The organism is Kitasatospora cathayae (genome assembly GCF_027627435.1).
GTDB classification, from domain to species: Bacteria; Actinomycetota; Actinomycetes; order Streptomycetales; family Streptomycetaceae; genus Kitasatospora; species Kitasatospora cathayae.
This window is the reverse complement of sequence record NZ_CP115450.1, coordinates 6,929,781-6,952,997: the sequence shown is the minus strand read 5'-3', so window position 1 is coordinate 6,952,997 and position 23,217 is coordinate 6,929,781. Positions and strand designations below refer to the sequence as shown.

Below are 23,217 nucleotides of genomic sequence, written 5' to 3'. Positions count from 1 at the left end.
TGAGGCCGGAGCCGAGCCGGTAGGCCCTCAGCCGCCGAAGTCGGTGCGGCGTTCGCGAATTCGCTCACGCCAGTGGTCACTCCACGGGGCCGGGCCGTCCTGTGGCTGCTGGCCCGATTCAGGACGGGCCGGCGGCAACGGCACAGCTGCGGGCGGCGGTTGCGGCGCTTCCGCGAGCGGCGTGGCGGCCTGCACAGCGGGCGCTGCGAAGGGCACGGGCGGCGCGGCGGCGATCTGCAGGACGTCACCGATGAAGGCGTCCGGCAGCGGAGGATAGGGCTGGCCGCTGACCGGCACACCGCTGCCGGCCAGCTGGTCCATGGCATCCTCCAGCACGCTCCGCGCTGTCGGGCGGTCCGCAGGGGCGTAGGTCAGCGCGCGCACGACCAGCGGGCGTAGGCCGTCCGGCAGCCCGTCCAGATCCGGCTCCACGTCCAGGACCCGTTGTGGCGCGATGTCGGCATGGAACGGCTGGTGGCCGGTGGCCGCGTACACGAGCGTCGCGCCCAGGCTGTAGACGTCAGCAGCCTCGCTGGCCCGGCGAGCGTCTCTCGCCTGCTCGGGTGCCATGTAGGCGAGGGTTCCGAGTGTCGCATGACCAGTCGTCAGCCCGGTCGCGCCCCCGACGTGCGAAATCCCGAAGTCGATCACCCGCGCACCGTCAGCGGCCACGAGGACGTTGCTGGGTTTGAGATCGCGGTGCAGCAGCCGCACCGAGTGAACCCTCATCAGCGCATCAGCCAGCCCTGCCGCCAGCCACCAGGTCCCCAGCTCGGTCACAGGACCGTGCTGCTGGACCAGATCCTCCAGCGAGGGTGCGTGGATGTACTCAGTGGCGATCCACGGCCGCTCGGACTCGGTGTCGGCGTCCACCAGCGCGGCGGTGTGGAAGCCACCGACGCGCCGGATCGCCTCCACCTCCTGCCGGAACCGCTGGCGGAAGTACGGGTCGTCGGCAAGCGCCGGCTTGATCACCTTGACGGCTACGGGGCGTGTGGTGCGGTACCCGAGGTAGACAGCGCCCATACCGCCCTGGCCGAGCCGCTGGGTGAGTCGGAAGCCTCCGATCGTTCGGGGGTCGCTTTCCCGCAGCGACTCGAACACCCTTGCCCCCGTCCCCTGCCGGCCCATGGTGCCGCGCCCCGCTCCGAACACGCTGCCGTCCACGTCAGTGGCAGTGAGGCTATCAGGGGCACAGATCACCGTCTGCACCTTCTGCGACATCGTTGGTGGGCGGAACGCCTCTGCTCCGCACTCCAACCGAGCTGTACGCGGCGGGCCGGGCCAGCACGGCGCCGGCAGATGGGCGCAACACAACGTTCGCCGGGCCCTCGGGTGAGCGCTACAGCCCGCCCCCGAGCCGCAGTCCGCAGCCGCGCTGCTTTACTACCGGGGGGCGACCGCGTACTGCGGGGCTCGGACCTGTTGCCACTTCCGCCGACGCTGCCAAGGCCCTGCGGGGTGGAGCCCTTCATCAAGCTGCAGCGCACCATCGTCAGGCACCGGGGCGCCATCACCGCCGCTGCGGACCACCGCATGAGCAACGGGATCGTCGAGAGCTTGAACACCAGAATCCACCTGATCACCCGCATGGCTTTCGGCTTCAAGGACAGCCCTGCCCTCATCGCCCTCGTCTTGCTCACCCTCGGCAGCCACCGACCCTACCTGCCGGGCCGTCACACGTTTGTGTTCTCGTTGCTACCGCACTGCCAGGGGCTGTGCGGGGCGGCGAAGTAGGTCCGCAGCCCGGTGTCGATGCGCAGTTGGGCGTGCTGGGCCACCTCCGCACCTGGTCCCAGGACAGCGATCTGCGCAGGTCCTCGGGGAGGTCCGTGATCGTGGCGGTGATGGCGTCGCGGACGGCCTCGGCGCCGCGCCCGGCGAGAGCCGGCACGTTCTCGGCGCGTGGCCCGCCGTGGCCGTCCATGGGCGGCAGGCGCAGCAGCATCGTGTACCGGGTGGTGCGCTCCAGCAGAGTGCCGATCGCGGAGCTGTTCAGGCCGAACATGAATTCGCCCTCCCAATGCCCGGGAACCGCAGGATGGTTGGCCTCGGCGGGGCGTTGGCTGATGAGTACTGCCTCACTGGCGAACTGATTGCCACGAAGTCCTGAGTATCGGCGAGCCCTCATTTCGAACCTCCAGAGCGGCCCGCACGACGCTGAAGCGCCCCGCACGCCAGGGCCTGAGGCGCGCCCGGAGTCCCCCTTCCAGCAAGCACCGGAGACAATCCCGCAAGCGACGTCCCCACAGGTCAGCGCTCACGCCCGCGAGCCTTCAGGGGCGTGGCCGGCAGCTCCGGGGCGGGCAGCCGGGCACCGGCGTAGCCGTGGACCTGGCCGAAGCGGGTGCCGGTCATCCAGTCGGCGCGGGCCCGGGCAATGTCCTCGGTGGAGCGCCCGATGAAGTTCCACCACATGACGATCTTCTCCTCGAAGGGTTCGCCGCCGAGGAGCAGGACGGCGGCGTCGGAGCGGGCGAGGAGGGGGAGTTCCTGGCGGCCGCAGCCGAGGTAGAGCATCGAGCCGGGTTCGACCGGGACGCCGTCCACGTCGATCCGGCCGGTCATGGCGAGGACGGCGTACTCGAACTCGGGGACCAGCGGGAGGCCGAGGTCGGTGCCCTCGGTGAGGGCGAGGTCGGCGCCGACCAGCGGGGTGTGGGTGGTGCCGGGCGAGGTGGCGGTGTCCAGGGTGCCGAGGATGACGGTGGCGCGCAGGCCCCGGGCGGTGACCACGGGCAGGTCGGGGTGGTGCTCGAAGGCGGGGGCGGTGTGCCGGTGGGCGTCCGGGAGGGCGACCCAGAGCTGGGCGCCGTGCAGGTAGCGGGCGTGCGGGCGGGGGGACTCCTCGGAGTGGGAGATCGCCCGGCCGGAGGTCATCAGGCCCAGCTCGTACGGCCGGATGGTCTGCAGACTGCCGAGGCTGTCGCGGTGCAGCACCTCGCCCTGGTGGAGCCAGCTGACCGTCTGCAGGCCCATGTGGGGGTGCGGCGGGACCTGCATGCCGGGCTCGTCGGCGATGTCGTCCGGGCCGTAGTGGTCCACGAAACACCAGGCCCCGACCATCCGGCGGCCCAGGTTGGGGAGCAGTCGGCGCACCACGGTGCTTTCGCCGAGCGGGACTTGACGAGCCGTCAGCAGATCCTTCACCGGGCCGATGCTGGCCTCGCGGCCGCAGCTGGTCGGGGCGGGCTTGAGGTCGAGGTTGCTCATCGCGGTTCCACCACCGTACGGAGAGGGCCGGGCCGGGGGCGGCCGGGCGGGGCCTCGGAGGGCGTCGTCACCGATCATCCGTCACGGTGCGACGTTCCTCCACCCGTGCCCGGCCATCCGGCCGCAGTGCGACGAGCGAGGCCCCAGGGGCCACCAGGAGGCCCCAGGAGCCCGAGGAGCTCCAGGGGCCTCAGTGCTCGCAGGCCCACCAGGCGTCCGCCGACGCCTTGGCGGCGAGCTCGCGCAGGTTGCGGACGGCCTCCGCCGGGTCCTCCGCGCCGTACACCGCCGAACCGGCCACGAACACGTCCGCGCCGGCCTCGGCGCAGCGCTCGATGGTGGCCGCGGACACGCCGCCGTCGACCTGCAGCCAGACCTCCAGGTCGTGCTTGGCGATCAGCTCCCGGGTGCGGCGGATCTTCGGCAGCATGATGTCCAGGAAGGCCTGGCCGCCGAAGCCGGGCTCGACGGTCATGATCAGCAGCATGTCGAGCTCGGGCAGCAGGTCCTCGTACGGCTCGATCGGGGTGCCCGGCTTGAGCGCCATCGAGGCACGGGCGCCCTTGGCGCGGATCTCGCGGGCCAGCCGGACGGGCGCGGCGGCGGCCTCGACGTGGAAGGTGATCGAGCCGGCGCCGGCCTCGACGTACTGCGGGGCCCAGCGGTCCGGGTCCTCGATCATCAGGTGGCAGTCGAGCGGGATGTCGGTGGCCCGGGCGAGCGACTCGACCACCGGGATGCCCAGGGTCAGGTTCGGCACGAAGTGGTTGTCCATGACGTCCACGTGCAGCCAGTCGGAACCCCGGACGGCCTCGGCTTCGTCGGCGAGCCGGGCGAAGTCCGCGGACAGGATGCTGGGGTTGATCTGGGCCATGACCGACTACCTTCGTACGAGGGCTTGCGAGGGCTGGGCACCCGGGGGCGGGCACCTCGTCCCATCATCTCGCGCCGCACCACCGGCGGTCGCACCCGTCGACCTCCGCGTGACCGTGATCACATCTCACCGAGGGTTGCCGGGACCGCCGCCGTGGCGATCAGCTGTTTCGGCAACCACGGCTCCCGGCCCCTCCAAGGAAGGTGTGTCCCGCATGTCCGACCCTGTCCACCCCGTCCATCCCGCCCGCGCGCTGTGGCGGCTCTTCGAGCCGGTGTACGCCGTCACCTTCCTCCAGCCCGAGAGCCGGGCGGCCTTCGAGGCGCTCGGCCTGGACGGCGGCTGGCACGGCTACTTCGCCGCCCGCTCGGCCCCGCTGGGCGCGGTGAACGCGCCGCCGGTGATCGCCGCGTTCTTCAGCTTCGCCCCGGCGATGGTCGAGCGCGCCCTGCCGCAGGTGTGGACGCAGGCCGACCCCGAGCGGGTGCTGGCCGCCCGGGCCGGGGGTTCGGCGGCCGCGCTGGCCCGGCTGCTGGCGCCCGTGGAGCCCGAGCGGATCGAGGCGGCGGCCGCCGCACTGGAAGGGGCGGTGGCCCGACTGGACTGCGCGGGCCGGGTGCTGGCCGCCGCCAACGCCGCGCTGCCCCGGCCCGACGACGTGCACGGACGGCTGTGGCAGGCCGCGAACACGCTGCGCGAGCACCGCGGCGACGGCCACGTGGCCGCGCTGGTCGCGGCCGGGCTGGACGGCTGCGAGGCGCCGGTGCTCCACTGCGCACTGGACGCCAGCCGCGAGGTGCTCCAGCCGATGCGCGGGTGGACGGACCAGGAGTGGGTGGCCGCGACGGCGCGGCTGGTCGAACGGGGCTGGTTGACGGCGGAGGGGGCGGTGACCGAACTCGGCCGGAACCGGCACCGGTCCCTCGAGGACGCCACCGACCTGGCCGCCGGCCGGGTGTGGGAGGACCTGCCGGACGGCGAACTCGACCGCCTGACCGCCCTGTTGAGGCCGATCGCGGCGATCTGCCGCGATCGGATGCCGGTCAATCCGCTGGCGATGCCGCCGGTGGACCTGTGACACGAACGACGGCCATGTGACCGCCGTCACGCCCCGGGCGGGGATTACCGGGGCCTCCCGCGTGGTCATCAGCACTTGAGCGGCCCGAGCGCCCGCCCGGACGGCCCCGGTACCCCACCGCCCGCGCGACCGCCCTGGGCCGTGCCGACCAGTCGAGCTCCCCGCGCCCGCCCGGAGCCCCGTCCGAGGAAGGTCTCCCGATGGCCGATCTCGTCCATCCCGCCCGCGCGCTCTGGTGGCTCTTCGAGCCGGTGCACGCCGTCACCTACTTCCAGCCCGAGTGCCGCGACGCCTTCGAGGAGGCCGGGCTGCGCGGCTTCTGGCGCGGCTACTTCGGCGGCCGCTCGGCCCCGCTGGGCGCGGTCGACGCGCCGCCGGTGATCGCCGCGTTCTTCAGCTTCGCCCCGGCGATGGTCGAGCGCGCCCTGCCCGCGCTGTGGTCGCTGGCGAGCCCGGAGGAGGCGCTGGCCGCCCGCAGCAAGGGCGCGGGCGCCGCGCTGGCCCGGCTGCTGGAGCACGTGGACCGGGAGCAGGTCGAGCAGGCGGTCGAGACGCTGGAGCAGGCCACGGCCCGGCTGGACTGCGCCGGCCGGGTGCTGGCCGCCGCCAACGCGGCGCTGCCAGCGCCGACCGGGCTGTACGACCGGCTCTGGCGGGCCGCGACCGTGATGCGCGAGCACCGCGGGGACGGCCACGTCGCCGCGCTGGTGGCCGCCGGGCTGGACGGCTGTGAGGCCCTGGTGATCCGCTGCGCGATGGACATGCGGCGCGAGCAGCTCCAACCGGTACGCGGCTGGACGGACGAGGAGTGGGACGCGGCCGCTGCCCGCCTGGTCGAGCGCGGCTGGCTGACCGTGGCCGGCACGGTGACCGAGCTCGGCCGGATCCGCCACCAGGCCCTGGAGGCGGCCACCGACCTGGCCGCGGCCCGGGTCTGGGAGGACTACCCGCGGACCGAACTCGACGGGCTGGCCGCCGCGTTGAAGCCGATCTCGGCGCTGTGTCGCAGCGCCATGCCGTTCTACCCGGTGGGGCTGCCGGACAACGCCTGACGCTCCCGCCCTTCCTGCCCTTCCTGCCCTTCCCGCCCCTCCCGTCCCTTCCTGCCCTCCCGCCCCTTCCCCCCGACCGAGCTACCGTTCAGCGCCGGGCGGACCGAGCACGACCCCCCGCCCGGCGTAGAACGGCCCGAACGAGCGCCACGGGACGCGCGCGAAGGCCTGCGACTCCCCCGGGAAACCGGAGGGGTTGTGGATCAGCAGCGCCGTCTCCGTGGCGCCCACCGCCAGCACCAGGTGGCCGCCGCGCCGGACCGGCTCCGGCCCGTGCGGCTCCCGGATCGACGGGTGCACCGACACCATCACCAGCCGCCCGTCCGTCACCTCGGCCGCCACCTCCGCGGGCGTCAACTCCGCGGCCCGGGCGGCCAGCCCCCAGCGCCGCCTGACGTACTCCGCGAACGGCGCGTGGACCAGCCCGCGCAGGCTCTCACCGTCCCGGACGTACGCGCCGGCCGCCACGCACTCGCCCGCCAGTGCCATCGCCGTCGGGGTCACGCCCCACCAGTGCTCCAGCGCCATCCGCAGGCAGGCCACCCCGCACAGGCGCCAGGACCACCACGCGTACTCCTCCGGGGTGGCCGCCCCGGACTGCCCCCAGCGCGGGTCCCGCGCTGCGTCCAGTTGCCCGTCCACGATGTCCCGCACCAGCTCCGCGGACTCCCACTGCGCCCGGTACGGCACCTCGTGCACCACCCGCGCCGGCCGCGCGGCGCCGCCCTGATCGACCATGCCCCGACGCTCCCACACCGGGGCGGCCGGGACGACTCACGACACTCCTGGAGCGTCCGCCCGAGCGTCCGCACTGCCCCCCGAACCGTCCCCCGAGCCCTCCCCCGAGCCCTCCCCCGAGCGGAAGGCCAGCCGCTGGGCGGCGTGCCGGCCGCGTTCCTCCACCGGCAGCTGTCCGGTGGCACCGGCCAGGCCGAACGCCGGCATGTCGAAGTAGATCGACTCGTAGCCCCCCTCGGGGACGATGTACGTCTCGTGCCAGAGCCCGACGTGCCCGCGGGTCTTGCCCGCCCGCACCTTCCGGTTGGCGATGCCCCATACGGTGTGGTGGAAGCCGTCCGGCGCGGTGGAGTAGCGGTACAGCGCCTCCTTCGACTCCCAGTACTGCACGACGTAGTAGGTGCGCGGCGAGGCGGTGAGCAGGATACGTCCGCGCAGGCCGCGTTCGGGGCTGCGGCGCAGCTCCCACAGCATCCGGAACATCGCGTACATCACCGGGCCCCAGTGGTGCACGGCCCAGAAGCGGTTGATCCGCATGCCGATCAGCAGCACCACGGTGTCGCCGGTGGCGGCGGCGGTGGTGTAGCCCGGTCGCGGCTTGGCGAACAGCGGCATCTGCGCCTCCCGGAACTCACTCTCATGCAATCGGTGATTACATCAGCGCGCACCACGCCGGTCAAGGCTCGCTACAGATACAAGTCCGTTACTGCGCAGGCGGATTGATGTGCCCGGACAACAGCACCAGCTCCGGATCCCCGGGGCCGACCCGGCCGGCCGCCTGGTCCGCCACGACCAGTTCGGTGAACGCCCGGTCGATCCCGTCCAGTCGCTCCCGCAGCCGCGGGTCCCGGGTGGGCGTGAACACCCGCGAGCGCACCAGCTCGAACCGCCGCGGATGGCGCAGCGCATACCGGACGAACCCCAGCCCCAGCGCCCGCATCGCCGACCGCCTCGGCGGCCGCCACCTCCGCCTGCTGCCAGCGGACGAAGTCCGCCAGCACCCGGTCCGCCACCGCCGTCAACAGCGCCTGCCGGTCGGCGAAGTGCCGGAACGGCGCCCCCGCCGACACCCCCGCCCGGCGCGCCACCTCCCGCACGCTCACCTTCTCCTGCCCCTGCTCGTCCACCACCTCGAACGCCGCCGCCACCAGCGCCTCCGGCAACGCCCCGTGGTGGTACGCCCCCCGCTCCCCAGTCCGCTCCGTCATGCCGTCCCCGCTCCGGGTGTCACTCGTCGTGATGGTTGAGTTACGCCGGCCCGGAACGATAACCGAGTTCCGGCCGGGCCTACGGTCGGGCTGGCGGGAAGTCAGGTCTGTGGAGCTGATGCAAGTCCGATGGGCGGCACACCGTCCCTCCGCCGGTAGCCCCAGGTCGGCAACCGGCCGCGAAGCGGAAAGCCCGACCCGCGAGGGTCGGAATTTTCCCGCGTCAGCCGGAGGGGGCTGTCAGCCCTGCCTTGCCGCCACAGCGATCCGGACGGGATCCCACTGCGCCGGGCGAGCCCTGCGACGCACGGCCGCGGACCCCGCAACGGCCGACGCTCGCCCCGGCCGCAGGGCCGGGGCGAGCGAACGGCTTGCCGAAACACCACCCTTCGGGCCGACGGCCGGTCCTACCAGGCGTAGTCCTCCGGGGCCGGCTGGTGGCCGGGGAAGAGTTCGTCGAGGCGGTCCAGGGTCTTCTGGTCGAGCTCGAGGTCGAGCGCCGCGAGGGCGGCGTCGAGGTGGGCGGGGGTGCGGGGGCCGATGATGGGGGCGGTGACGGCCGGGCGGGAGAGCAGCCAGGCGAGGGCGAGGTCGGCGGGGTGGGTGCCGAGTTCGTCGGCGAAGTCCTCGTAGGCCTGGAGGCGCTCGCGGTGCTTCTCGGTGAGTTCGCTCGCGTAGCCCAGGGCGCTGCGGCCGCGGGTGCCCTCGCGCTCCTTGCGCAGGACGCCGCCGAGCAGGCCGCTGCGCAGCGGGGACCAGGGCAGCAGGCCGAGGCCGTAGTGCTGGAGGGCGGGGATGACCTCCAGCTCGACGGTGCGGTCGAGCAGGTTGTAGAGGGACTGCTCGCTGACCAGGCCGAGGAAGTGCCGGGAGCGGGCGGCCTCCTGGGCCTGGGCGATGTGCCAGCCGGCGAAGTTGCTGGAGCCGACGTAGATGATCTTGCCCTGGGCGACCAGGACCTCCATCGCCTGCCAGATCTCCTCCCAGGGCGTGTCCCGGTCGATGTGGTGCATCTGGTACAGGTCGATGTGGTCGGTCCGCAGCCGCCGCAGGCTGGCCTCGACGGCCTTGCGGATGGCGAGCGCGGAGAGCCGGCCCTCGTTGGGCCAGTCGCTCATCTCGGCGTAGACCTTGGTGGCGAGTACGGTGCGCTCGCGGCGGCCGCCGCCCTGGGCGAACCAGCGGCCGATGATCTCCTCGGTGCGGCCCTTGAGGTTGCCCTCGGGGTCGCGGCCGTAGGTGTTGGCGGTGTCGAAGAAGTTGATGCCGCGCTCGTGGGCGGTGTCCATGAGGCGGTGGGCCTCGGCTTCCTCGGTGTGGGGGCCGAAGTTCATGGTGCCGAGGCAGAGGCGGGAGACGGTCAGGCCGGTGCGGCCGAGGTGGGTGTACTCCATGGCGTCCCACCTAAAGCCACACCGGCCGTGGTGTCCAGCACATTCGCCGGACCGGGCGGGTCACCGCCCGTGGGTGGCGAACTTCCGTACGGCCAGCGGCCCGCAGAGCAGGAGCAGCACGGCGCTCCAGAGCAGCGTGGCCGGCACGGCGTGCTGCATCGGCCAGGCGGTGCCGGGCGCCGCCGGGTTGCCGAAGAGCTCGCGAGCCGCCTCGACCACGGAGCTGATCGGGTTCCAGTCGGCGATCACCCGCAGCCAGCCGGGCATCCCGCCGGTGGGCACGTACGCATTGGTGACCATCGCCAACGGAAAGACCACGACGGAGAGTTGACCGGCCGTTTCCTCCTTGCCGACGGCCAGGCCGAGCAGTGTGCCGGCCCAGGTCATCACGAAGCGGAAGAGCAGCAGCAGCGCGAAGGCTTCCAGCGCGTCGGCCGCGCCGTGCCGGGCGCGCCAGCCGGCGGCCAGCCCGACCAGGGCCAGCAGCGCCAGCACGACGACGCTGACCAGCAGGTCGGCGAGGGTCTGCCCGAGCAGCAGGCCGGTGCGGGAGATCGGCATCGAGCGCAGCCGGTCGGTGACCCCGCGCCCGACGTCGCGGGCGGCGCCGACCATGGTGGGCATGATGCCGTTGGTGGCGACCATGGCGAACAGTCCGGGCATCAGGAACTCCCGGTAGTCCCCGCCGCCGGGCACCTGCATGGCGCTGCCGAAGACGTACCCGAAGACCACCACCATGACCACCGGCACGCCCAGCGAGGCGGCCAACAGGCCCGGCGAGTGGCGGTAGTTGAGCAGGACGCGGAGCATCGAGGTCCCGGTGTCGGAGACCAGCCGGGCCACGACGGACGGACGCGCGGCGGTGTGGGCGACGGCGGACATCAGGCGGCCCTCCCCAGGGCGGCGGACTCACCGGTGAGCGCGAGGAACACGTCGTCGAGCGAGGGCGGGCGCACCGCGACGTCCTCGGCGACGACCCCGGCGGAGTCCAACTCCCGTACCAGCGACGGCAGCAGGACGGACGCGCCCGGCGCGGTCAGCACCGTGACCGTCCGCTCGGCGACGTCCACGTGCGCGTCATTGCCCGACAGTGCCGACAACACCACGGCCGTGGCGGCGAGTTGACCAGGTTCGGCCAGGGTGACGGAGACCTCGCTGCCGATCGCCGCCTTGAGCCGGGCCGGCGGGCCGGTGGCGATCGCGGCGCCGTGGTCGACCACCACGATGTCGTCGGCGAGGCGGTCGGCCTCCTCCAGGTACTGGGTGGTGAGCAGCACGGTGGTGCCGCCGTCGGCCAACTCCTTGACGGTGTCCCAGATCTCCTGGCGGCTGCGCGGGTCGAGCCCGGTGGTGGGCTCGTCCAGGAAGAGCACCGGCGGACTGGTGACCAGACTGGCGATCAGGTCGAGGCGCCGGCGCATGCCGCCGGAGTAGGTGCGGACGAGCCGGTCGCCGGCCTCGGCGAGGTCGAAGCGGTTCAGCAGTTCGTCGGCGCGCGCCATGGCCCGGCGGGCACCGAGGCGGTGCAGCCGGCCGAACAGGTGGAGGTTGTCGCGGCCGGTGATGCCCTCGTCCAGCGCGGCGTGCTGCCCGGCGAGGCCGATCGCCCGCCGGACCTCCTCGGCGTTGCGGACGGCGTCGTGCCCGGCGACCCGGACGGTGCCGCGGTCGGGGGCGACCAGGGTGGCCAGAACCCGGACGGCGGTGGTCTTGCCGGCGCCGTTGGGACCGAGGAGGCCGCAGACGGTGCCGGCCGGGACGGTCAGGTCGAGGCCGCGCAGGGCCTTGGTGGCCCCGAATCGTTTCTCCACGCCCACCATCTCGATGGCGGGGCCCGCCGCGTGGGCGGCGGGTCGGGTGGCGTCGGACATGGCTCCGCCCTTCTCTAGGTACAGCGTACGTAGAAGCTTGGGACGATGCTACTACGTACGCTGTACCTATCTAAGATGGACGGCGAGGTGATCTTTCCGTGCCGTCCAGCAAGCCCCCCGCCACCGGCGACAAGCCCGTGCCCCCCGAGGCCCCCGAACTGATCTGGCTGCGCCCCGAGCGCACCGGCCGCGGGCCCCGCCCGGCCCACAGCCGCGACTCCATCGCGGCGGCCGCCATGGCGATCGCCGACGCCGAGGGCCTGGACGCCGTCTCGATGCGCCGGGTCGCGGCCGCGCTCGGCGCGGGCACCATGTCGCTCTACAACTACGTGCCGAAGAAGGAGCACCTGCTCGACCTGATGCTCGACGCGGCCTGCGCCGAGTACCGGCTGCCCGCCGAGCCGAGCGGCGACGTCCGGGCCGACCTGACGGCCCTCGGGCACGAGCAGCTCACCATCTTCCGCCGCCACCCCTGGCTGCCCGCGCTGGTCGTCGCCCGCCCGGGCATCGGCCCCAACGCCCTGCGCTACACCGACCACTTCCTCGCCGTCACCGCCCCCACCGGCCTGCCGGGCGGCGCGCGGATGGAGGCGATGGCGATGTTCAACGGCTTCATCTGCCAGTTCGCCCAGTACGAGCAGACGGCGGCCGCGAGCGCCAAGTGGCAGGCGGAGATGGTCGGTTACCTCACCCAGGCGGCGACGAGCGGCGCCTACCCCAACCTGGCCCAGGCCTTCGCCACCGCCGGACCACCGGCCGACCCGGACCAGGCCTTCGACCGCACCCTGGACCGGGTGATCTCCGCCATCCTGGCGCCCATGGCGGGCAGTTAGCCCCGCGGCCGGGAGTCAGCCCCGAGGCCGGGGGTCAGCCGAGCACCTCCTCGGTCAGCACCCCGGCCGCCTTCCCGTCCACCAGCACCACCACCGCCGGACGCCCGCCCGCCGCCAGCAGCTCCCGCGCCTCGGCCACCGGCTGCCCGACCCCCGCCGTCGGCAGGGCCGGCCCGAGCAGCGGGCGCACCGGGCCGTCGGGCTTGGCCCCGCCGTCCGCGAGCGCCGCCCGCAGCACCTCCCGGGACACCGAGCCGAGCACCTCCGCGTCGGCCACCCCGTACGGGCGCGCCGCCCGCGGCAGCACGACCGGGGCGACCCCGCCCGGCGCGAACCGCAGCGCCTCCAGCGCCTCGCCGACGGTCGCGTCCGCATCCACCGTCACCAGCGGGCCGGCCGCCTCCAGCAGCGGCCGCAGGCCGTCCGCCGCCTCCTCCTCCAGGAAGCCCCACCGCCGCATCCAGGTGTCACTGTGCACCTTGGACAGGTAGGAGCGGCCCGAGTCCGGCAGCAGCACCACGACCAGGTCGTCCGGCCCCAGCCGGCGCGCCACTCGCAGCGCCGCCGCCACCGCCGCACCGGAGGACGGGCCGACCAGCAGGCCCTCCTCGCGGGCGAGCCGGCGGGCCGTCAGCAGCGACTCCCGGTCCGGGATCCGCTCGAAGGAGTCGACCACCTCCGAGCGGTACGCCTGCGGCCAGCGGTCCTCGACCGTCTCGGGGTGGAGGAAGTGGCCGATGCTCTCGACGAACCACGGGCTGCCGTCCCCGCCCCCGTACGAGGAGGACTCCGGGTCCGCGCCGATGACGGTCACCGCCCCGCCGGACACCTGCTTGAGGTAGCCGCCGGTGCCGGTGACGGTGCCGCCCGTACCGACGCCCGCGACGAAGTGGGTCACCCGGCCGCCGGTCTGCTCCCAGACCTCCGGGCCGGTGGTCCGGACATGAGCGTCGGGATTGGCCTGGTTGTCGTACTGGTTGGCGAGCCAGGCCCCGGGGATCTCCTCGGCGAGCCGCCGGACGACGTTGAACAGGTGCCGCGGGTCCTCCTGCGGCACGGAGGTCGTCGCGAGCACCACCTCCGCGCCGTAGGCCCGCAGGATGTCCGCCTTCTCGGCCGCCGACTTGTCCGACACCCCGGCGATCACCCGGTACCCGCGCTGCCGCCCGACGATGGCCAGCCCGATCCCGGTGTTGCCGGAGGTCGCCTCGACGATCGTCCCGCCCGGCTCCAGCAGGCCGTCCCGCTCGGCGGCCAGGATCATCGACAGCGCGGCGCGGTCCTTGACGCTGCCGCCGATGTTGAGGAACTCGGCCTTGGCGTAGACCGGCGCGGCGATACCGGCGCCCAGTCGGGCGAGGCGGAACAGCGGCGTCCCGCCGATCGCGTCGAGGACGGACTCGTGAACTGCGGCCATCGCGGGCACCCTTCGCTCGATATGTCCGAACGAGCCTGCCCAAACCCGAGGTCGGATAGCCGCCGTCCGCCCCGGGAGAGCTCTACCGGTGCTCGACCAGCTCCTTGAACTGCTCCAGGTCCGTCCGTACCGCCTGCTCGACGGCCCGCACCTGGGCGAAGCCCTTCGGTCCGCCGAACGCGTCCTGCAGCTCGTCCCCGTCGTACTCCAGCCGCGCCTGGAGCGCGCAGTGCCCGCGATCCAGCTCGCGCACGGCAAGGCTGCCCCTCAACTCGGGTATGCCACTGGTCGTCCGCCACGCGAGCACCTGCTCCCCGCTCCGATCGATGAGCTCGGTGTCGATGCCGCGCGGCCCGCCCGCGGCGGTGATGTCGAAGTGCGCCTGGTTGTCACGTTCCGCGAACGCGCTGCGCACACCGTCCACGAAGTTCGGATACTCGTCGAATCGGTGCAGTTGCGCCCAGACCTGATCGGCCGGGGCGTCGATATCGATCTGTTCCACCAGTCTGCTCATCGGATGCCTCACCTCCCGAGCCGGCGGCCCGACCCGGCTCGGCCGGGCCGTCACGCTCCCTCCAGCCTGCGCCGGTCCGTACGCACCCGCACCTTCGCGCCCGCGGCGGCCTTCGTCGGCATCGGCACGGCGCTCGGGCTCGGCGCCTGGCCGCACCGGTCTCTCCGCCGAACCGCGACCGCCGGTCACTGAGCCGGCGGGCCGGGCCGTCACACCGGCCCCACCCGTCCCGGCCTCGCCGAAACCCCTCCTCACGGCTGCTCCCACCCCGTAGCGTGGTCCGGTCGATGATCTTGGCGGACGCCAGGCGCGGACGCGACGCGCAGACGCGACGCACAGTCGCCGCACGCGGCCGCCACGCGAGCAGAACGGGGCACCACGGATGCAGCAGGACCAGGGGTGGGCCGACGACCGCTACGGCGCCGTCGCGGACGCCTTCGCCGGCGACTTCACCGACTTCCCCGAACTCGGCGCCGCCGTCACGGTGTTCGTCGACGGCGGCAAGGTGGTCGAGCCGTGGGGCGGCGCCCAATCGGGCTCCGGCCTGCTGCTCGACTCCCCCGCGTTCCGTCCGCTGCTCGGCCCGCGCGGCTTCGGCAACGACGGCGCGGGCGGCCGGTTCGCTTGCGGGGACGACGAGTTCGGCGTCGGCTTCGGCTACGTGGCGAACCGGATGATCGGCCACGGCGACGCCCGCGCCGACCGGCTGATCGAGGCGGTGCGCGGGTGCCTGGGATGACGGACTTCCTGACCCGGCTCACCGAACTCGCCACCACCGCCGACCTCGGCGGCCTGCGCTACGACGCCTCACTGCCCCGACTCGCCACCCGCTTCGGCGACCCGTACGACTCCGGGCGCGTCCACAGGGACGACCGCTGGCCGCACGCCTTCGGCTGGGGCGACGCCTGGACGGTCTTCTGCCGCTGCCGCCGACTCCGCTCCTTCTCCCTGCCGACCTGGCACGGCGAGCTGGAACTCCCCGTGGACGGCGGCGGGTTGCGGACGTACGACACGCGCGTCACCGAGTCCGCGCTGATCGCCGAGCTCACCGCCGCCGGCTGCTCCTGGGAGACGGTGACCTACGAGAACATCCCCGGCCAGCGGACCCTGGAGGTCGCGCCGGCCGAGGAGGTCCGGGTCGGTTTCGTCCTGGTCGATCGGCTCGACCACGACCAACCGCCCCTGACGGACTGGCTGCTGCACAAGGTCAGCCTCTGGGGCTACGACCACCCCGACTGCCCCGAGCGGGACCGCGCCCTGCCCGACGACGGCTGGGACGCGGCCGAACGCTGAGCCGGTGGCGGGCCGTTCCGTCCCCTGTGCGGAACGGACCGCCGCCGGCTGGTCGCTCGGGCGGGTAGGCCCGCTACTTGAGCAGGAAGTCGTAGACCGCCTGCCGTCCGGCCGGGTTCGCCGCCCGGGTCTGCACCGAGTGCGCCGCCCCCGGGACGATCACGACCTCCGGGTCGTGCGTCAGCTCCGCCTGCTGGTGCAGCCACTCGTACGGGGTGGAGAGGTCCCGGTCCCCGCCGAGCAGCAGCACCGGCACGTTGGGCAGCTTGCGGTGCGCCGGCGGCAGCGGCGGCACCTGCTCGCGCGGCCAGTCCAGGCAGACCAGCAGGCTGCCCAGCCCGGTCGCGGTCGCGGGGTCGTACGGCCAGGTCTGTTCGACGGTCAGGTCCTGCCGGGTCTCCTCCAGCGCGGCCGCCCGGCCCTCGACCGGGGTGTCCGAGGAGCCCCACGGGTAGCGCCCGTCCGCGCACAGCGTGGCGGCGTGCAGGCCCTGGCTGAGCGCACCGGCCGGGGCGGCGTCGGCCTTGTGCACCTGGTCGATGAAGGCCTGGAGCTTCTCCGGGTGGCCGCCGGCGGCCTCGTGCAGGGCTTCCGGCACCCCGCCGTAGTCGGGGTCGGCGAACTCGTAGCTGGTGAGCGCGTCCAGGATCTGCGCCCCGTTGCCGTACGTGCGGACGGTGACGGCCAGGTCCTCGGCCGGGTCGGTGGTGCAGCCGGTGGCCTGGCAGGCGGTGCGCAGCACCCGGGCGGTGGCGGGCAGCGCGACTAGGTCCAGCGGGTCGTAACCGCCCTGCGGCACCACCGAGTCGAGCACCAGCCGCGCCACGTGCGCCGGGTGGGCGAGGGCGTAGCGCTCGGCGACGAAGGTGCCGTAGGAGACGCCGTCGAGGGTCAGCCGGTGGTCGCCGAGGGCCTGGCGCAGCAGGTCGATGTCACCGACGGTGTCCGCGCTGCTGTAGAAGCGGGCGTTCGGGCCGAGGGCGGTGGCGCAGTCGGCGATGGACTGCTTGCGCGGCACCGCGAGGTCGGAGGAGCCCATGTCCTCCTGCAGGCCTGGGCACTGCAGGGCGCGCTCGCCGGTGCCGCGCTGGTCGTACATGACCAGCCGGTAGTCCTTCAGTACGGGTGCGATCTTGCCCGCGATCCGGCGGATCAGCGGCACGCCGGGCTGGCCGGGGCCGCCGGTGAGGAACAGCAGGTCGCCCTTGGGGGCGTCGGCGTTGCCGGTCATCGCCACGTCGAGCTGGAGGGTGCCGGGGGTTCGGCCGCTGTGGTCGAGCGGCACGGTGATGGTCCCGCAGGTGAATTCCGGCGCGCCCTGGCAGGGTGCCTGCCCGGTGATCCCGCCGCCGTGCCGGTGCGCCCCGGCCGACTGGTCCGGCGCCGCGGCGGCGGGAGTGGCCAGGGTGGTGCCGGCGACCACCGCGACGGCGCCCAGCAGGGCGGCGATGCGGCCGCGCTTGCTCGTCATGTTCGTCCTTCCGCTCGCGCCGCGTCCGTGCTGACGCGGTCACGGGAAACAGCTTGGGCGGGGGCGACTTCGAACGCGAGCATTCGTGTCAGGATTCGACCAGGGTCGAAGGGTTCCGGCCCGAAAGGCCGACAAAACCGACTCGTTCGTACGGTCCGACAGTTCCGACAGGTCCAGCAGGTCCGGCAGGGGGGACGACGGCATGATCCGGCTCACCATCGACTCGGCCGGGCTCGCCCGCACCCGTTTCGCGGTCTCACCGCTGCACGAGGCGGTCAACACCCTGATGGCCTCCGGGCTCAACTCCCGCACCGGCCCGTACGCCTGGGTGAGCCGCACCCGCCGGGTGCTGCGCCGGGAAAAGCTGGAGCTGCTGTCGGGGCTGGCACTGGAACAGGACGGCGGCTACATCCCCGACTTCCTCTCCCCCCACCCCACCGGCCCCGAGCCGACGGTGGCGGAGCAGCTGGAGGCCGTCCGCCGCACCGACCCCGACCGGGTCCGGGCCGAGCTGGAAACCGTCCAGCGCGGGATCGCCGCCGCCAATCTGGCGGGCCGTCCGGTTCCGGACGCGGTGCTGCGCGGCCTGGAGCGCGGCCCGCGCCACTTCGCCGAGCGGATCGCCGACGAGCTGGGCCGGTACTGGGAGCTGGCGCTCGCACCGTACTGGCCGGACGCCCGGGCGGTGCTGGACGCCGAGATCGACCAGCGGGGCCGCTTCCTCGCCCGGCACGGTTCCGGCGCGCTGTTCAACTCCCTCGCGCCGCAGCTCTCCTGGTCGGACGGGCTGATCCAGCTGGAGAGCCGCTTCGAGGTGACGCTGCCCGCCCGGATGGTGCTGCTGATGCCGACGCTGGTGAGCCGCCGGATCCACGTCATCCTGGATCCGGTCGACGGCTGCCACCGGCCGCCGACGCTGATGTACCCGATCGCGCCGCCGGCGGCCGTCCCGCAGACGCCCACGCCGGCGCTGGCCCAGCTGCTCGGGCCGACCCGGGCGGACCTGCTGGCCGCGCTGGTCGATCCGGCGACCACCGCCGCGCTGGCCGCCCGGCACTACCTGAGCGCGGGGACGGTCTCGTACCACCTGGGGGTGCTGCACCGCTCGGGCCTGGTGAGCCGGGTGCGCAGCGGGCGGGAGGTGCTGTACCGGCGGACGCCGCGCGGGGAGGAGCTACTGGCGGGTCGATAGGGGCACATGGTGAGGCGCATGGTGAGGGCACATGGCGAGGGCGCACGCACCGGCGCGTGCCCCGGTTTTCGCGCCCCCCAGGTCGGTTCACACCAACGCGCGCGGGAGCACCACCCGCACCCACTCCTCCGGCTGCGACAGATGCGGAGCGTGACCGGCGCCCCCGTACACGTGCCGCTCCGCCTTCGGCAGGGCGAGGTCGATCAGGTCCAGCACCTCACCGAACATCGGCACGCTGTCGTCGCTCTGGGTGAGCAGCGCGGGCTCGCTGAACCGGGCCAGCCCGGTGAGGTCGAGGTCCAGCGCGTCCGGGTCGCGCAGCTCGTCCAGGTAGGTCGGAGCGTTGCGGATGTAGGTGTGCCGGACCGGCGCCGGCAGCTGCTCCCAGGCGCCCGGGCCGAAGGCCAGGCTGTCCACGTACAGTTCGGCGGCCGCGGCGGACTCGGCCTGCTCCAGCAGCTCCCGGACGGCGGCGATCCGGTCGGCGAAGGCGGTGCCGATCGGTCGCAGGTCCGGGTCGGTCAGCAGGAGGCCGCTGCCCGGCGGCTCGTGCACCGCGATGCCGCGCAGCAGGTCGGGCCGGGCGGCGGCGAGCCGGAGGGTGATCAGGGCGCCGTAGGAGTCCCCGTAGACGAAGGCCGGTGCGAGGCCGAGTCCCTGGATCAGACCGGCCAGGTCGGCCGCGTCCTCGTGCACCGAACCCTGGGTGAGCAGGTCCTCGCTGCGGCTGTGGCCCCGGCGGTCGTACGCGACGGCGGTGGTGGACTCGGCCAGGCCCGGCAGCACCCGCGCCCAGGAGTCCGCGTCGCTCCACGAACCGTGCACCAGGACGACGCCGGGCCCCTCGCCTCGGGCCTCGTAGTGCAGTGAGACCCCGTTCACCCTGATCTCGGCCATCACGAGCCTCCCGAGCTCTGGCGGTGCTCCCCCACCAGCCTGACACAAGCGGTTGGAACGGTCAGATCGGTCGGATCGGTCAGATCAGCGAGTCGAAGAGGTGCGGCTCCCAGTGACCGAGCCAGGAGGAGGTGGCGGAGGGCAGGTCCAGGCCCTCGGTGGACTCGTCGTACGGGAGGAAGGAGGTGGGCGCGAACCAGCCCTCGCCGGGGTCGATCCGCAGGCGGAGGAGGCGCAGCGGGCGGTGGAGGGCGACGTACGTGCGCAGGTCGCCGGTGGAGGGGTGGTGGTCCTGGTAGCGGTCCTGGACGCAGCGGCAGATCGAGAGGATGTCGGTGTCGGCGAGGAGGAGGTAGCGGCTGCCCGGACCGAGGTTCACGCACAGTCGCCGCCGGGACTTCCTGCGCTCGCCGTAGGGGAGGTTCTGGTGGTTGTCGACGTGGATGCCGGGGCGGCTCCCGGACTCTGGGAGGACGTGGGTGGTGGGCTCGCCGGGCGGGTCCTCGGTGTCACCGAGGGTGACGGGGTACGGATCGCCGAGGGTGTCGACCATGGCGGCGAGGGTGTCGCGGTCGGTGACGGTGGCGGGGAGCCTGAAGAGCTCGATCAGGCCGGTGTCGGGGGTGAAGTAGCCGGGGGCGAAGCGCTCGGCGTAGCCGGTGGGGAGGGGCTCCCAGGAGGCGGGGTCGGGGACGACGGCGCAGGTCTCGTAGTCGGGCTCGAAGTAGAGGCGGCGGACGCGGCCGTAGTCGCATCGGGCCTGCAGGGCGGCGGGGCTGCGGAAGGCGATCGCGGCGGGGTGCATGGGGGTGTACTCCCTTGGTTCGTTGGGTGAATTGGGCGTTGGTGACGCTCAGTTGAGCAGGATGCGGACCCACACGCGCTTGCCCGAGCCCCGGCGGGTGATGACGCCGAAGTCGAGCGCGAGTTCGCGGACGAGTTCGATGCCCCGGCCGCCCTCACGGAAGCGGCGGGGTTCGCGGCCCTGGATCGGGAGGTCGAAGCGCGGGTCCCACACTTCGAGCCGGCAGTCGCCGGTGAACTCCTGGAGGTGGAGCCGGACTTCGCCCTGGCCCTGGCAGGCGTGGACGACGGCGTTGGTGACGAGTTCGGAGGTGATGAGGACGAGGTCGTCGACCTTGTCGCCCTGGTAGCCCCAGGAGCCCAACTGGTCCCGGACGTACCGGCGGGCGGTACGGACCGAGGTGGAGTGGTCGGCGAGGCAGAGCTCGGAGATGTGGAAGAGAGGTGTGCTCAACGCGGACATGGGTGCCCCTTCGCTTCGACACGACGTCAGGTGCGTGTCCGTGCGGTCACGTTGAGTGTGATGCATGTTAATTCGAACCTGCAACCCGAACGCAATCACAATTCCGTGGATCTTGAAAACGGTCGAGACAGCCGCAAGACTGGCGGTCCACACCGATTGGGAGGGGCGCCACTTGAGCAAGGAGCTGTCCGCAATCAGGCAGATCCGCCTCGGCGACGAGCTACGCAACTGGCGGCTGGAGAACAACAAGACCCTGGCGGACGCCACAGCCGGCCTGAAGGGCTGGAACCCCGCCCGGCTCAGCAGAATTGAGCGCGCGCACCAGCCGATCAGTGCGGCAGATCTGAAGATCCTTCTGGACCACTACGGCATCACCGGTCAGGAACGAGCGGATCTTGAGGGTCTGCTCAGCGCAGGCCCTACGCGGCGCTGGTGGCGCAGCCTGGACTTCGCCGACAGCATCACAGCCGCCTTCGCCGAGTATCTCGACCTCGAAGCCGACGCCTCTCACATCTCGGAGTACTTCCCTGCCGCTTTCCCTGGGCTGCTCCAAACCGAGGGTTACGCGGCCGAGATGATCGCAGCCAGTTTGAGCGCACCCAACGATGAACAGATCGAAGCCGCGACCGAAGTACGCCTCCGTCGACAGAGTCGCTTGACCGACGGCCAACCACTCAAGTTCGATGCCTACTTCGGAGAAGTCGCGCTGTTGGTCGCAGGCGATCAACGGGTCCTCGCGGACCAGATCCGACACGTGATCAAGGTCGCCCAATACCCCAACATCACCGTCAAGATGGTTCCGCTCAGCGCTGGCCGACCTGGCATTCTGGCCTCGGGCGTTGTGCTGATGCGGTTCCCTGGTGACCCCGATGGAGGCTTCGTCTTCATCGAAGCCGTCGGAGGTATGCTCCCGCGTAGAACGGGACGCGACGTACGACGGGCCGAGCGGGCCTTCGCTCGTGTCGAGCGCTGCGCGTTGTCGCCCGAGGAGACCATCACCGTCCTTGAACGCAAGTTGGAAGAGCTGACGTGAGCGCGAAGCACGACCCCTACGATCACAACTCAATCGACGCCGAGTGGGTCAAGTCACCCTTCTCTGCTGACGACAACGGCAGTTGTGTGATCATCGCCCGCTTCGACAACGGCGACGTCTGGCTCGGCGACGACAAGGATCCCAGCCGCCCCCACCTCGCCTTCAACCGCTCCGAGTGGACCGCCTTCGTCCAGGCCATCGAAGCCCGCGACCCCCGCTTCACCGCCTAGTCTGATGGTTGCCCTGCTCGACATCACGAGCAGGGCCACCAGCTATCGGGAGGCAGTCATGCCTCCGCCGCCTGCGCTGCACATTCTGAACGATCCGTCAGCGTGCCGGCCTCTCACAGCAAATTCGCATGCGGTCCCGGTCGCACCGGGGTAAGGTCCGCCCGTGCTTACAACGCCCCGTGTCTCTTAGCTCGGACACCAGCTTCGACGCCACCCTTGTGCCCTAGAGCTGTCACGGAGCGTAACAACAATGAATACCTTTCGTGGTTCCGGCTTGCTCCGGAACCGGGACTTCTCGCTGCTGCTGAGCAGCCAACTGATATCTGCCATCGGCGACCAGGCCCAGTTCATGGCCTTGCCGCTGGTCGTCCTGGCCCTCACCGGATCGGCCACCCAGGCCGGGTTCGTACTGGGCCTGGGAACCGTCTCCTTCCTCGCGTTCGGGCTGGTCGCGGGGGCACTTGTCGACCGATGGGACCGCAAGACCACCATGTTCTGGTGCGAGGTCGGCCGGACCGTGCTGACCTCCAGCGTCGTTGTCGCGGCGTGGCTGGACCGACTCACGATGCCCCAGCTGTATGCGACGGCCGTGCTCGCCGGGTTTTCGGGGACTGTCTTCCAGGTTGCCAGCACCGCGGCCCTGCCGAACATCGTCGATACCCCGCAGTTGCCCACGGCCCTCGGCTACCAGCAGTCCGCCGCCAGCGCGGTGAGCATCTTCGGAGCTCCGCTCGCCGGTGCGCTCTACGCCGTCGGGCAGGTCGTGCCGTTTGCCGTCAACGCGGTGTCATTCGCCGTGTCTGCAGCCTCGCTGCGCCTGATGCGCGCCCGATTCCAGGTGGAGCGGCACGACGTCGTCCGAACGAGGGCTCGACTCACCACGGAGATCCGGGAAGGGCTCAGCTGGCTGTGGCGTGAGCCGGTCATCCGCTTTCTCACTCTGGTAACGGCCGCTGACAAGGCCCGCTATGGAGCCGGCTATCTGCTGATCATCGCTCTTGCCCAGCAGCTCGGCTCATCGTCGCTGTGGATCGGTGTCATCTTCAGCGGAGCGGCAGTCGGCGCGATGGTAGGGGCGTTGGTGTCGGACCGGGTTACGCGTCGGTTCCGACTCGGTCGGATCGCCGTGGTGATGTTGTGGCTGGAGGCGGTGATGTTCCCGCTGTACGCGCTGGCCCCCAGCCCGCTGCTGCTGGCCGCAGTCGCGGCTGGCGAGTCCCTGGTGGCTCCTGTGTACGCCGTGGCGATGACCACCCACCAGCTGAGCATCACCCCCGACGAGTTGCGAGGCCGTGCGACGAGCACGATCTCGACGTTCACCACGGGGGCGTTGTCAATCGGCACGCTTGCAGGCGGCGCGCTGATCAGCGCACTGGGCGCCAAGCCGCTGGTCTGGCTCTGCGGAGCATGGCTGCTCGCCCTTGCCCTGTTGACCACGGCGAACCGGGCCGTGCGACAGGCACCGAGGGCGGGCACCATCCCGCGGAAGGAGACCGCCATCGAGACCCGGGCAGCGGGTCTGGCCAGCTAGCGTCTCCGCCGAAGTCCGCTGCTGATCCGCATCTGCGGTACAAACCTGGCCGCCCCTGGTGAACGGGGTCTGGGGGCGAAGCCCCCAGGAACTCTCTGTTCCCGCACCTCA

25 protein-coding genes and 2 pseudogenes are annotated in these 23,217 nt (G+C 72.3%); 10 read left to right on the top strand and 17 right to left on the bottom strand.

The window, feature by feature from the left end:
* Positions 1-27: 27 nt before the first annotated feature.
* Entirely contained in the window at positions 28-1,224 is a 1,197-nt protein-coding gene (locus O1G21_RS31685) for a serine/threonine-protein kinase (RefSeq protein ID WP_270148470.1), read from the bottom strand.
* A gap of 78 nt (positions 1,225-1,302) precedes the next feature.
* On the opposite strand from O1G21_RS31685, the gene O1G21_RS31680 reads away from it, so the two are divergent.
* Positions 1,303-1,737, top strand: a complete 435-nt coding sequence (locus tag O1G21_RS31680) for a transposase (RefSeq protein WP_270148467.1) — start codon at positions 1,303-1,305, stop codon at positions 1,735-1,737.
* Here the strand turns inward: O1G21_RS31680 and O1G21_RS31675 are convergent.
* The 3 genes and pseudogenes from O1G21_RS31675 to rpe all read right to left on the bottom strand — a co-directional run.
* A pseudogene (locus O1G21_RS31675) lies at positions 1,683-2,104 on the bottom strand (transposase); the annotation flags it as partial. The gene O1G21_RS31680 and the pseudogene O1G21_RS31675 overlap by 55 nt on opposite strands.
* A gap of 149 nt (positions 2,105-2,253) precedes the next feature.
* Entirely contained in the window at positions 2,254-3,213 is a 960-nt protein-coding gene (locus tag O1G21_RS31670; RefSeq protein ID WP_270148466.1) for a pirin family protein, read from the bottom strand.
* A 190-nt stretch (positions 3,214-3,403) separates the two neighbouring features.
* Positions 3,404-4,087: a ribulose-phosphate 3-epimerase gene (gene rpe, locus O1G21_RS31665; protein ID WP_270148465.1), complete on the bottom strand. Its 684-nt coding sequence runs from the start codon at positions 4,085-4,087 to the stop codon at positions 3,404-3,406.
* A gap of 214 nt (positions 4,088-4,301) precedes the next feature.
* Here rpe and O1G21_RS31660 point away from each other — a divergent pair, with 214 nt between their 5' ends.
* Positions 4,302-5,165: an SCO6745 family protein gene (locus tag O1G21_RS31660; protein ID WP_270148464.1), complete on the top strand. Its 864-nt coding sequence runs from the start codon at positions 4,302-4,304 to the stop codon at positions 5,163-5,165.
* Positions 5,166-5,365: 200 nt separating this feature from the next.
* Positions 5,366-6,217 (top strand): SCO6745 family protein, encoded by an 852-nt coding sequence (locus O1G21_RS31655; RefSeq protein WP_270148462.1) that lies wholly within the window; start codon positions 5,366-5,368, stop codon positions 6,215-6,217.
* A gap of 81 nt (positions 6,218-6,298) precedes the next feature.
* Here O1G21_RS31655 and O1G21_RS31650 read toward each other — a convergent pair whose 3' ends face one another.
* From O1G21_RS31650 to O1G21_RS31620, 7 genes and pseudogenes are all read right to left on the bottom strand, one after another.
* Positions 6,299-6,955, bottom strand: coding sequence for a C39 family peptidase (locus O1G21_RS31650; protein WP_270148461.1), 657 nt, complete (start codon positions 6,953-6,955; stop codon positions 6,299-6,301).
* A 36-nt stretch (positions 6,956-6,991) separates the two neighbouring features.
* Positions 6,992-7,564, bottom strand: coding sequence for a DUF4188 domain-containing protein (locus O1G21_RS31645; RefSeq protein WP_270151367.1), 573 nt, complete (start codon positions 7,562-7,564; stop codon positions 6,992-6,994).
* A gap of 94 nt (positions 7,565-7,658) precedes the next feature.
* Complete coding sequence (locus O1G21_RS31640; protein WP_270151511.1) at positions 7,659-7,895, bottom strand: TetR-like C-terminal domain-containing protein; 237 nt, start codon at positions 7,893-7,895, stop codon at positions 7,659-7,661.
* Positions 7,896-7,977: 82 nt separating this feature from the next.
* Positions 7,978-8,163, bottom strand: a pseudogene (locus tag O1G21_RS31635) (TetR/AcrR family transcriptional regulator); the annotation flags it as partial.
* A 407-nt stretch (positions 8,164-8,570) separates the two neighbouring features.
* Positions 8,571-9,557 carry an aldo/keto reductase gene (locus O1G21_RS31630; protein WP_270148459.1) on the bottom strand — a complete coding sequence of 329 codons (987 nt, stop codon included), beginning with the start codon at positions 9,555-9,557 and terminating at the stop codon, positions 8,571-8,573.
* A gap of 60 nt (positions 9,558-9,617) precedes the next feature.
* Positions 9,618-10,439: an ABC transporter permease gene (locus O1G21_RS31625; RefSeq protein WP_270148458.1), complete on the bottom strand. Its 822-nt coding sequence runs from the start codon at positions 10,437-10,439 to the stop codon at positions 9,618-9,620.
* Positions 10,439-11,428, bottom strand: coding sequence for an ATP-binding cassette domain-containing protein (locus tag O1G21_RS31620; RefSeq protein WP_270148457.1), 990 nt, complete (start codon positions 11,426-11,428; stop codon positions 10,439-10,441). Before O1G21_RS31620 ends, O1G21_RS31625 begins: the two co-directional genes overlap by 1 nt.
* Before the next feature lie 98 nt (positions 11,429-11,526).
* Here O1G21_RS31620 and O1G21_RS31615 point away from each other — a divergent pair, with 98 nt between their 5' ends.
* Positions 11,527-12,261 (top strand): TetR/AcrR family transcriptional regulator, encoded by a 735-nt coding sequence (locus O1G21_RS31615; RefSeq protein WP_270148456.1) that lies wholly within the window; start codon positions 11,527-11,529, stop codon positions 12,259-12,261.
* Positions 12,262-12,295: 34 nt separating this feature from the next.
* On the opposite strand, the gene O1G21_RS31610 is transcribed toward O1G21_RS31615, so the two are convergent.
* On the bottom strand, positions 12,296-13,678 hold the full coding sequence (locus tag O1G21_RS31610) for a pyridoxal-phosphate dependent enzyme (protein WP_270148455.1): 1,383 nt from the start codon (positions 13,676-13,678) through the stop codon (positions 12,296-12,298).
* Positions 13,679-13,760: 82 nt separating this feature from the next.
* Positions 13,761-14,192, bottom strand: a complete 432-nt coding sequence (locus O1G21_RS31605; protein ID WP_270148454.1) for an SRPBCC family protein — start codon at positions 14,190-14,192, stop codon at positions 13,761-13,763.
* A 382-nt stretch (positions 14,193-14,574) separates the two neighbouring features.
* Here O1G21_RS31605 and O1G21_RS41855 point away from each other — a divergent pair, with 382 nt between their 5' ends.
* Both O1G21_RS41855 and O1G21_RS31595 read left to right on the top strand, forming a co-directional pair.
* Complete coding sequence (locus O1G21_RS41855) at positions 14,575-14,931, top strand: hypothetical protein (RefSeq protein WP_405000744.1); 357 nt, start codon at positions 14,575-14,577, stop codon at positions 14,929-14,931.
* A complete protein-coding gene (locus O1G21_RS31595) occupies positions 14,928-15,485 on the top strand; it encodes a hypothetical protein (RefSeq protein WP_270148452.1) in 558 nt (185 codons plus the stop codon). The genes O1G21_RS41855 and O1G21_RS31595 overlap by 4 nt, the downstream gene beginning before the upstream one ends.
* 73 nt (positions 15,486-15,558) lie before the next feature.
* On the opposite strand, the gene O1G21_RS31590 is transcribed toward O1G21_RS31595, so the two are convergent.
* Positions 15,559-16,956: an alpha/beta fold hydrolase gene (locus O1G21_RS31590; protein WP_270148450.1), complete on the bottom strand. Its 1,398-nt coding sequence runs from the start codon at positions 16,954-16,956 to the stop codon at positions 15,559-15,561.
* A gap of 202 nt (positions 16,957-17,158) precedes the next feature.
* Here O1G21_RS31590 and O1G21_RS31585 point away from each other — a divergent pair, with 202 nt between their 5' ends.
* Positions 17,159-18,148: an ArsR/SmtB family transcription factor gene (locus O1G21_RS31585; RefSeq protein WP_270148449.1), complete on the top strand. Its 990-nt coding sequence runs from the start codon at positions 17,159-17,161 to the stop codon at positions 18,146-18,148.
* Positions 18,149-18,235: 87 nt separating this feature from the next.
* On the opposite strand, the gene O1G21_RS31580 is transcribed toward O1G21_RS31585, so the two are convergent.
* From O1G21_RS31580 to O1G21_RS31570, 3 genes are all read right to left on the bottom strand, one after another.
* Positions 18,236-19,045 carry an alpha/beta fold hydrolase gene (locus tag O1G21_RS31580; RefSeq protein WP_270148447.1) on the bottom strand — a complete coding sequence of 270 codons (810 nt, stop codon included), beginning with the start codon at positions 19,043-19,045 and terminating at the stop codon, positions 18,236-18,238.
* Positions 19,046-19,124: 79 nt separating this feature from the next.
* Complete coding sequence (locus O1G21_RS31575) at positions 19,125-19,850, bottom strand: hypothetical protein (RefSeq protein WP_270148446.1); 726 nt, start codon at positions 19,848-19,850, stop codon at positions 19,125-19,127.
* A 48-nt stretch (positions 19,851-19,898) separates the two neighbouring features.
* On the bottom strand, positions 19,899-20,312 hold the full coding sequence (locus tag O1G21_RS31570; protein WP_270148444.1) for an ATP-binding protein: 414 nt from the start codon (positions 20,310-20,312) through the stop codon (positions 19,899-19,901).
* Positions 20,313-20,484: 172 nt separating this feature from the next.
* On the opposite strand from O1G21_RS31570, the gene O1G21_RS31565 reads away from it, so the two are divergent.
* The 3 genes from O1G21_RS31565 to O1G21_RS31555 all read left to right on the top strand — a co-directional run bounded on the left by O1G21_RS31565 (position 20,485) and on the right by O1G21_RS31555 (position 23,106).
* The gene (locus O1G21_RS31565; protein WP_270148443.1) at positions 20,485-21,345 is read left to right on the top strand and encodes a helix-turn-helix domain-containing protein; all 861 of its coding nucleotides are present in this window, start codon (positions 20,485-20,487) and stop codon (positions 21,343-21,345) included.
* Entirely contained in the window at positions 21,342-21,575 is a 234-nt protein-coding gene (locus tag O1G21_RS31560; protein ID WP_270148442.1) for a DUF397 domain-containing protein, read from the top strand. Before O1G21_RS31565 ends, O1G21_RS31560 begins: the two co-directional genes overlap by 4 nt.
* 250 nt (positions 21,576-21,825) lie before the next feature.
* Complete coding sequence (locus O1G21_RS31555; RefSeq protein WP_270148440.1) at positions 21,826-23,106, top strand: MFS transporter; 1,281 nt, start codon at positions 21,826-21,828, stop codon at positions 23,104-23,106.
* Positions 23,107-23,217 lie beyond the last annotated feature (111 nt).

Bases quoted from the DNA above. Each gene is read 5' to 3' on its own strand.
- O1G21_RS31685 (WP_270148470.1), bottom strand. From the start codon at position 1,224: ATGTCGCAGAAGGTGCAGACGGTGATCTGTGCCCCTGATAGCCTCACT.
- O1G21_RS31680 (WP_270148467.1), top strand. From the start codon at position 1,303: ATGGGCGCAACACAACGTTCGCCGGGCCCTCGGGTGAGCGCTACAGCC.
- O1G21_RS31670 (WP_270148466.1), bottom strand. From the start codon at position 3,213: ATGAGCAACCTCGACCTCAAGCCCGCCCCGACCAGCTGCGGCCGCGAG.
- rpe (WP_270148465.1), bottom strand. From the start codon at position 4,087: ATGGCCCAGATCAACCCCAGCATCCTGTCCGCGGACTTCGCCCGGCTC.
- O1G21_RS31660 (WP_270148464.1), top strand. From the start codon at position 4,302: ATGTCCGACCCTGTCCACCCCGTCCATCCCGCCCGCGCGCTGTGGCGG.
- O1G21_RS31655 (WP_270148462.1), top strand. From the start codon at position 5,366: ATGGCCGATCTCGTCCATCCCGCCCGCGCGCTCTGGTGGCTCTTCGAG.
- O1G21_RS31650 (WP_270148461.1), bottom strand. From the start codon at position 6,955: ATGGTCGATCAGGGCGGCGCCGCGCGGCCGGCGCGGGTGGTGCACGAG.
- O1G21_RS31640 (WP_270151511.1), bottom strand. From the start codon at position 7,895: ATGCGGGCGCTGGGGCTGGGGTTCGTCCGGTATGCGCTGCGCCATCCG.
- O1G21_RS31630 (WP_270148459.1), bottom strand. From the start codon at position 9,557: ATGGAGTACACCCACCTCGGCCGCACCGGCCTGACCGTCTCCCGCCTC.
- O1G21_RS31625 (WP_270148458.1), bottom strand. From the start codon at position 10,439: ATGTCCGCCGTCGCCCACACCGCCGCGCGTCCGTCCGTCGTGGCCCGG.
- O1G21_RS31620 (WP_270148457.1), bottom strand. From the start codon at position 11,428: ATGTCCGACGCCACCCGACCCGCCGCCCACGCGGCGGGCCCCGCCATC.
- O1G21_RS31610 (WP_270148455.1), bottom strand. From the start codon at position 13,678: ATGGCCGCAGTTCACGAGTCCGTCCTCGACGCGATCGGCGGGACGCCG.
- O1G21_RS31605 (WP_270148454.1), bottom strand. From the start codon at position 14,192: ATGAGCAGACTGGTGGAACAGATCGATATCGACGCCCCGGCCGATCAG.
- O1G21_RS41855 (WP_405000744.1), top strand. From the start codon at position 14,575: ATGCAGCAGGACCAGGGGTGGGCCGACGACCGCTACGGCGCCGTCGCG.
- O1G21_RS31595 (WP_270148452.1), top strand. From the start codon at position 14,928: ATGACGGACTTCCTGACCCGGCTCACCGAACTCGCCACCACCGCCGAC.
- O1G21_RS31590 (WP_270148450.1), bottom strand. From the start codon at position 16,956: ATGACGAGCAAGCGCGGCCGCATCGCCGCCCTGCTGGGCGCCGTCGCG.
- O1G21_RS31585 (WP_270148449.1), top strand. From the start codon at position 17,159: ATGATCCGGCTCACCATCGACTCGGCCGGGCTCGCCCGCACCCGTTTC.
- O1G21_RS31580 (WP_270148447.1), bottom strand. From the start codon at position 19,045: ATGGCCGAGATCAGGGTGAACGGGGTCTCACTGCACTACGAGGCCCGA.
- O1G21_RS31575 (WP_270148446.1), bottom strand. From the start codon at position 19,850: ATGCACCCCGCCGCGATCGCCTTCCGCAGCCCCGCCGCCCTGCAGGCC.
- O1G21_RS31570 (WP_270148444.1), bottom strand. From the start codon at position 20,312: ATGTCCGCGTTGAGCACACCTCTCTTCCACATCTCCGAGCTCTGCCTC.
- O1G21_RS31555 (WP_270148440.1), top strand. From the start codon at position 21,826: ATGAATACCTTTCGTGGTTCCGGCTTGCTCCGGAACCGGGACTTCTCG.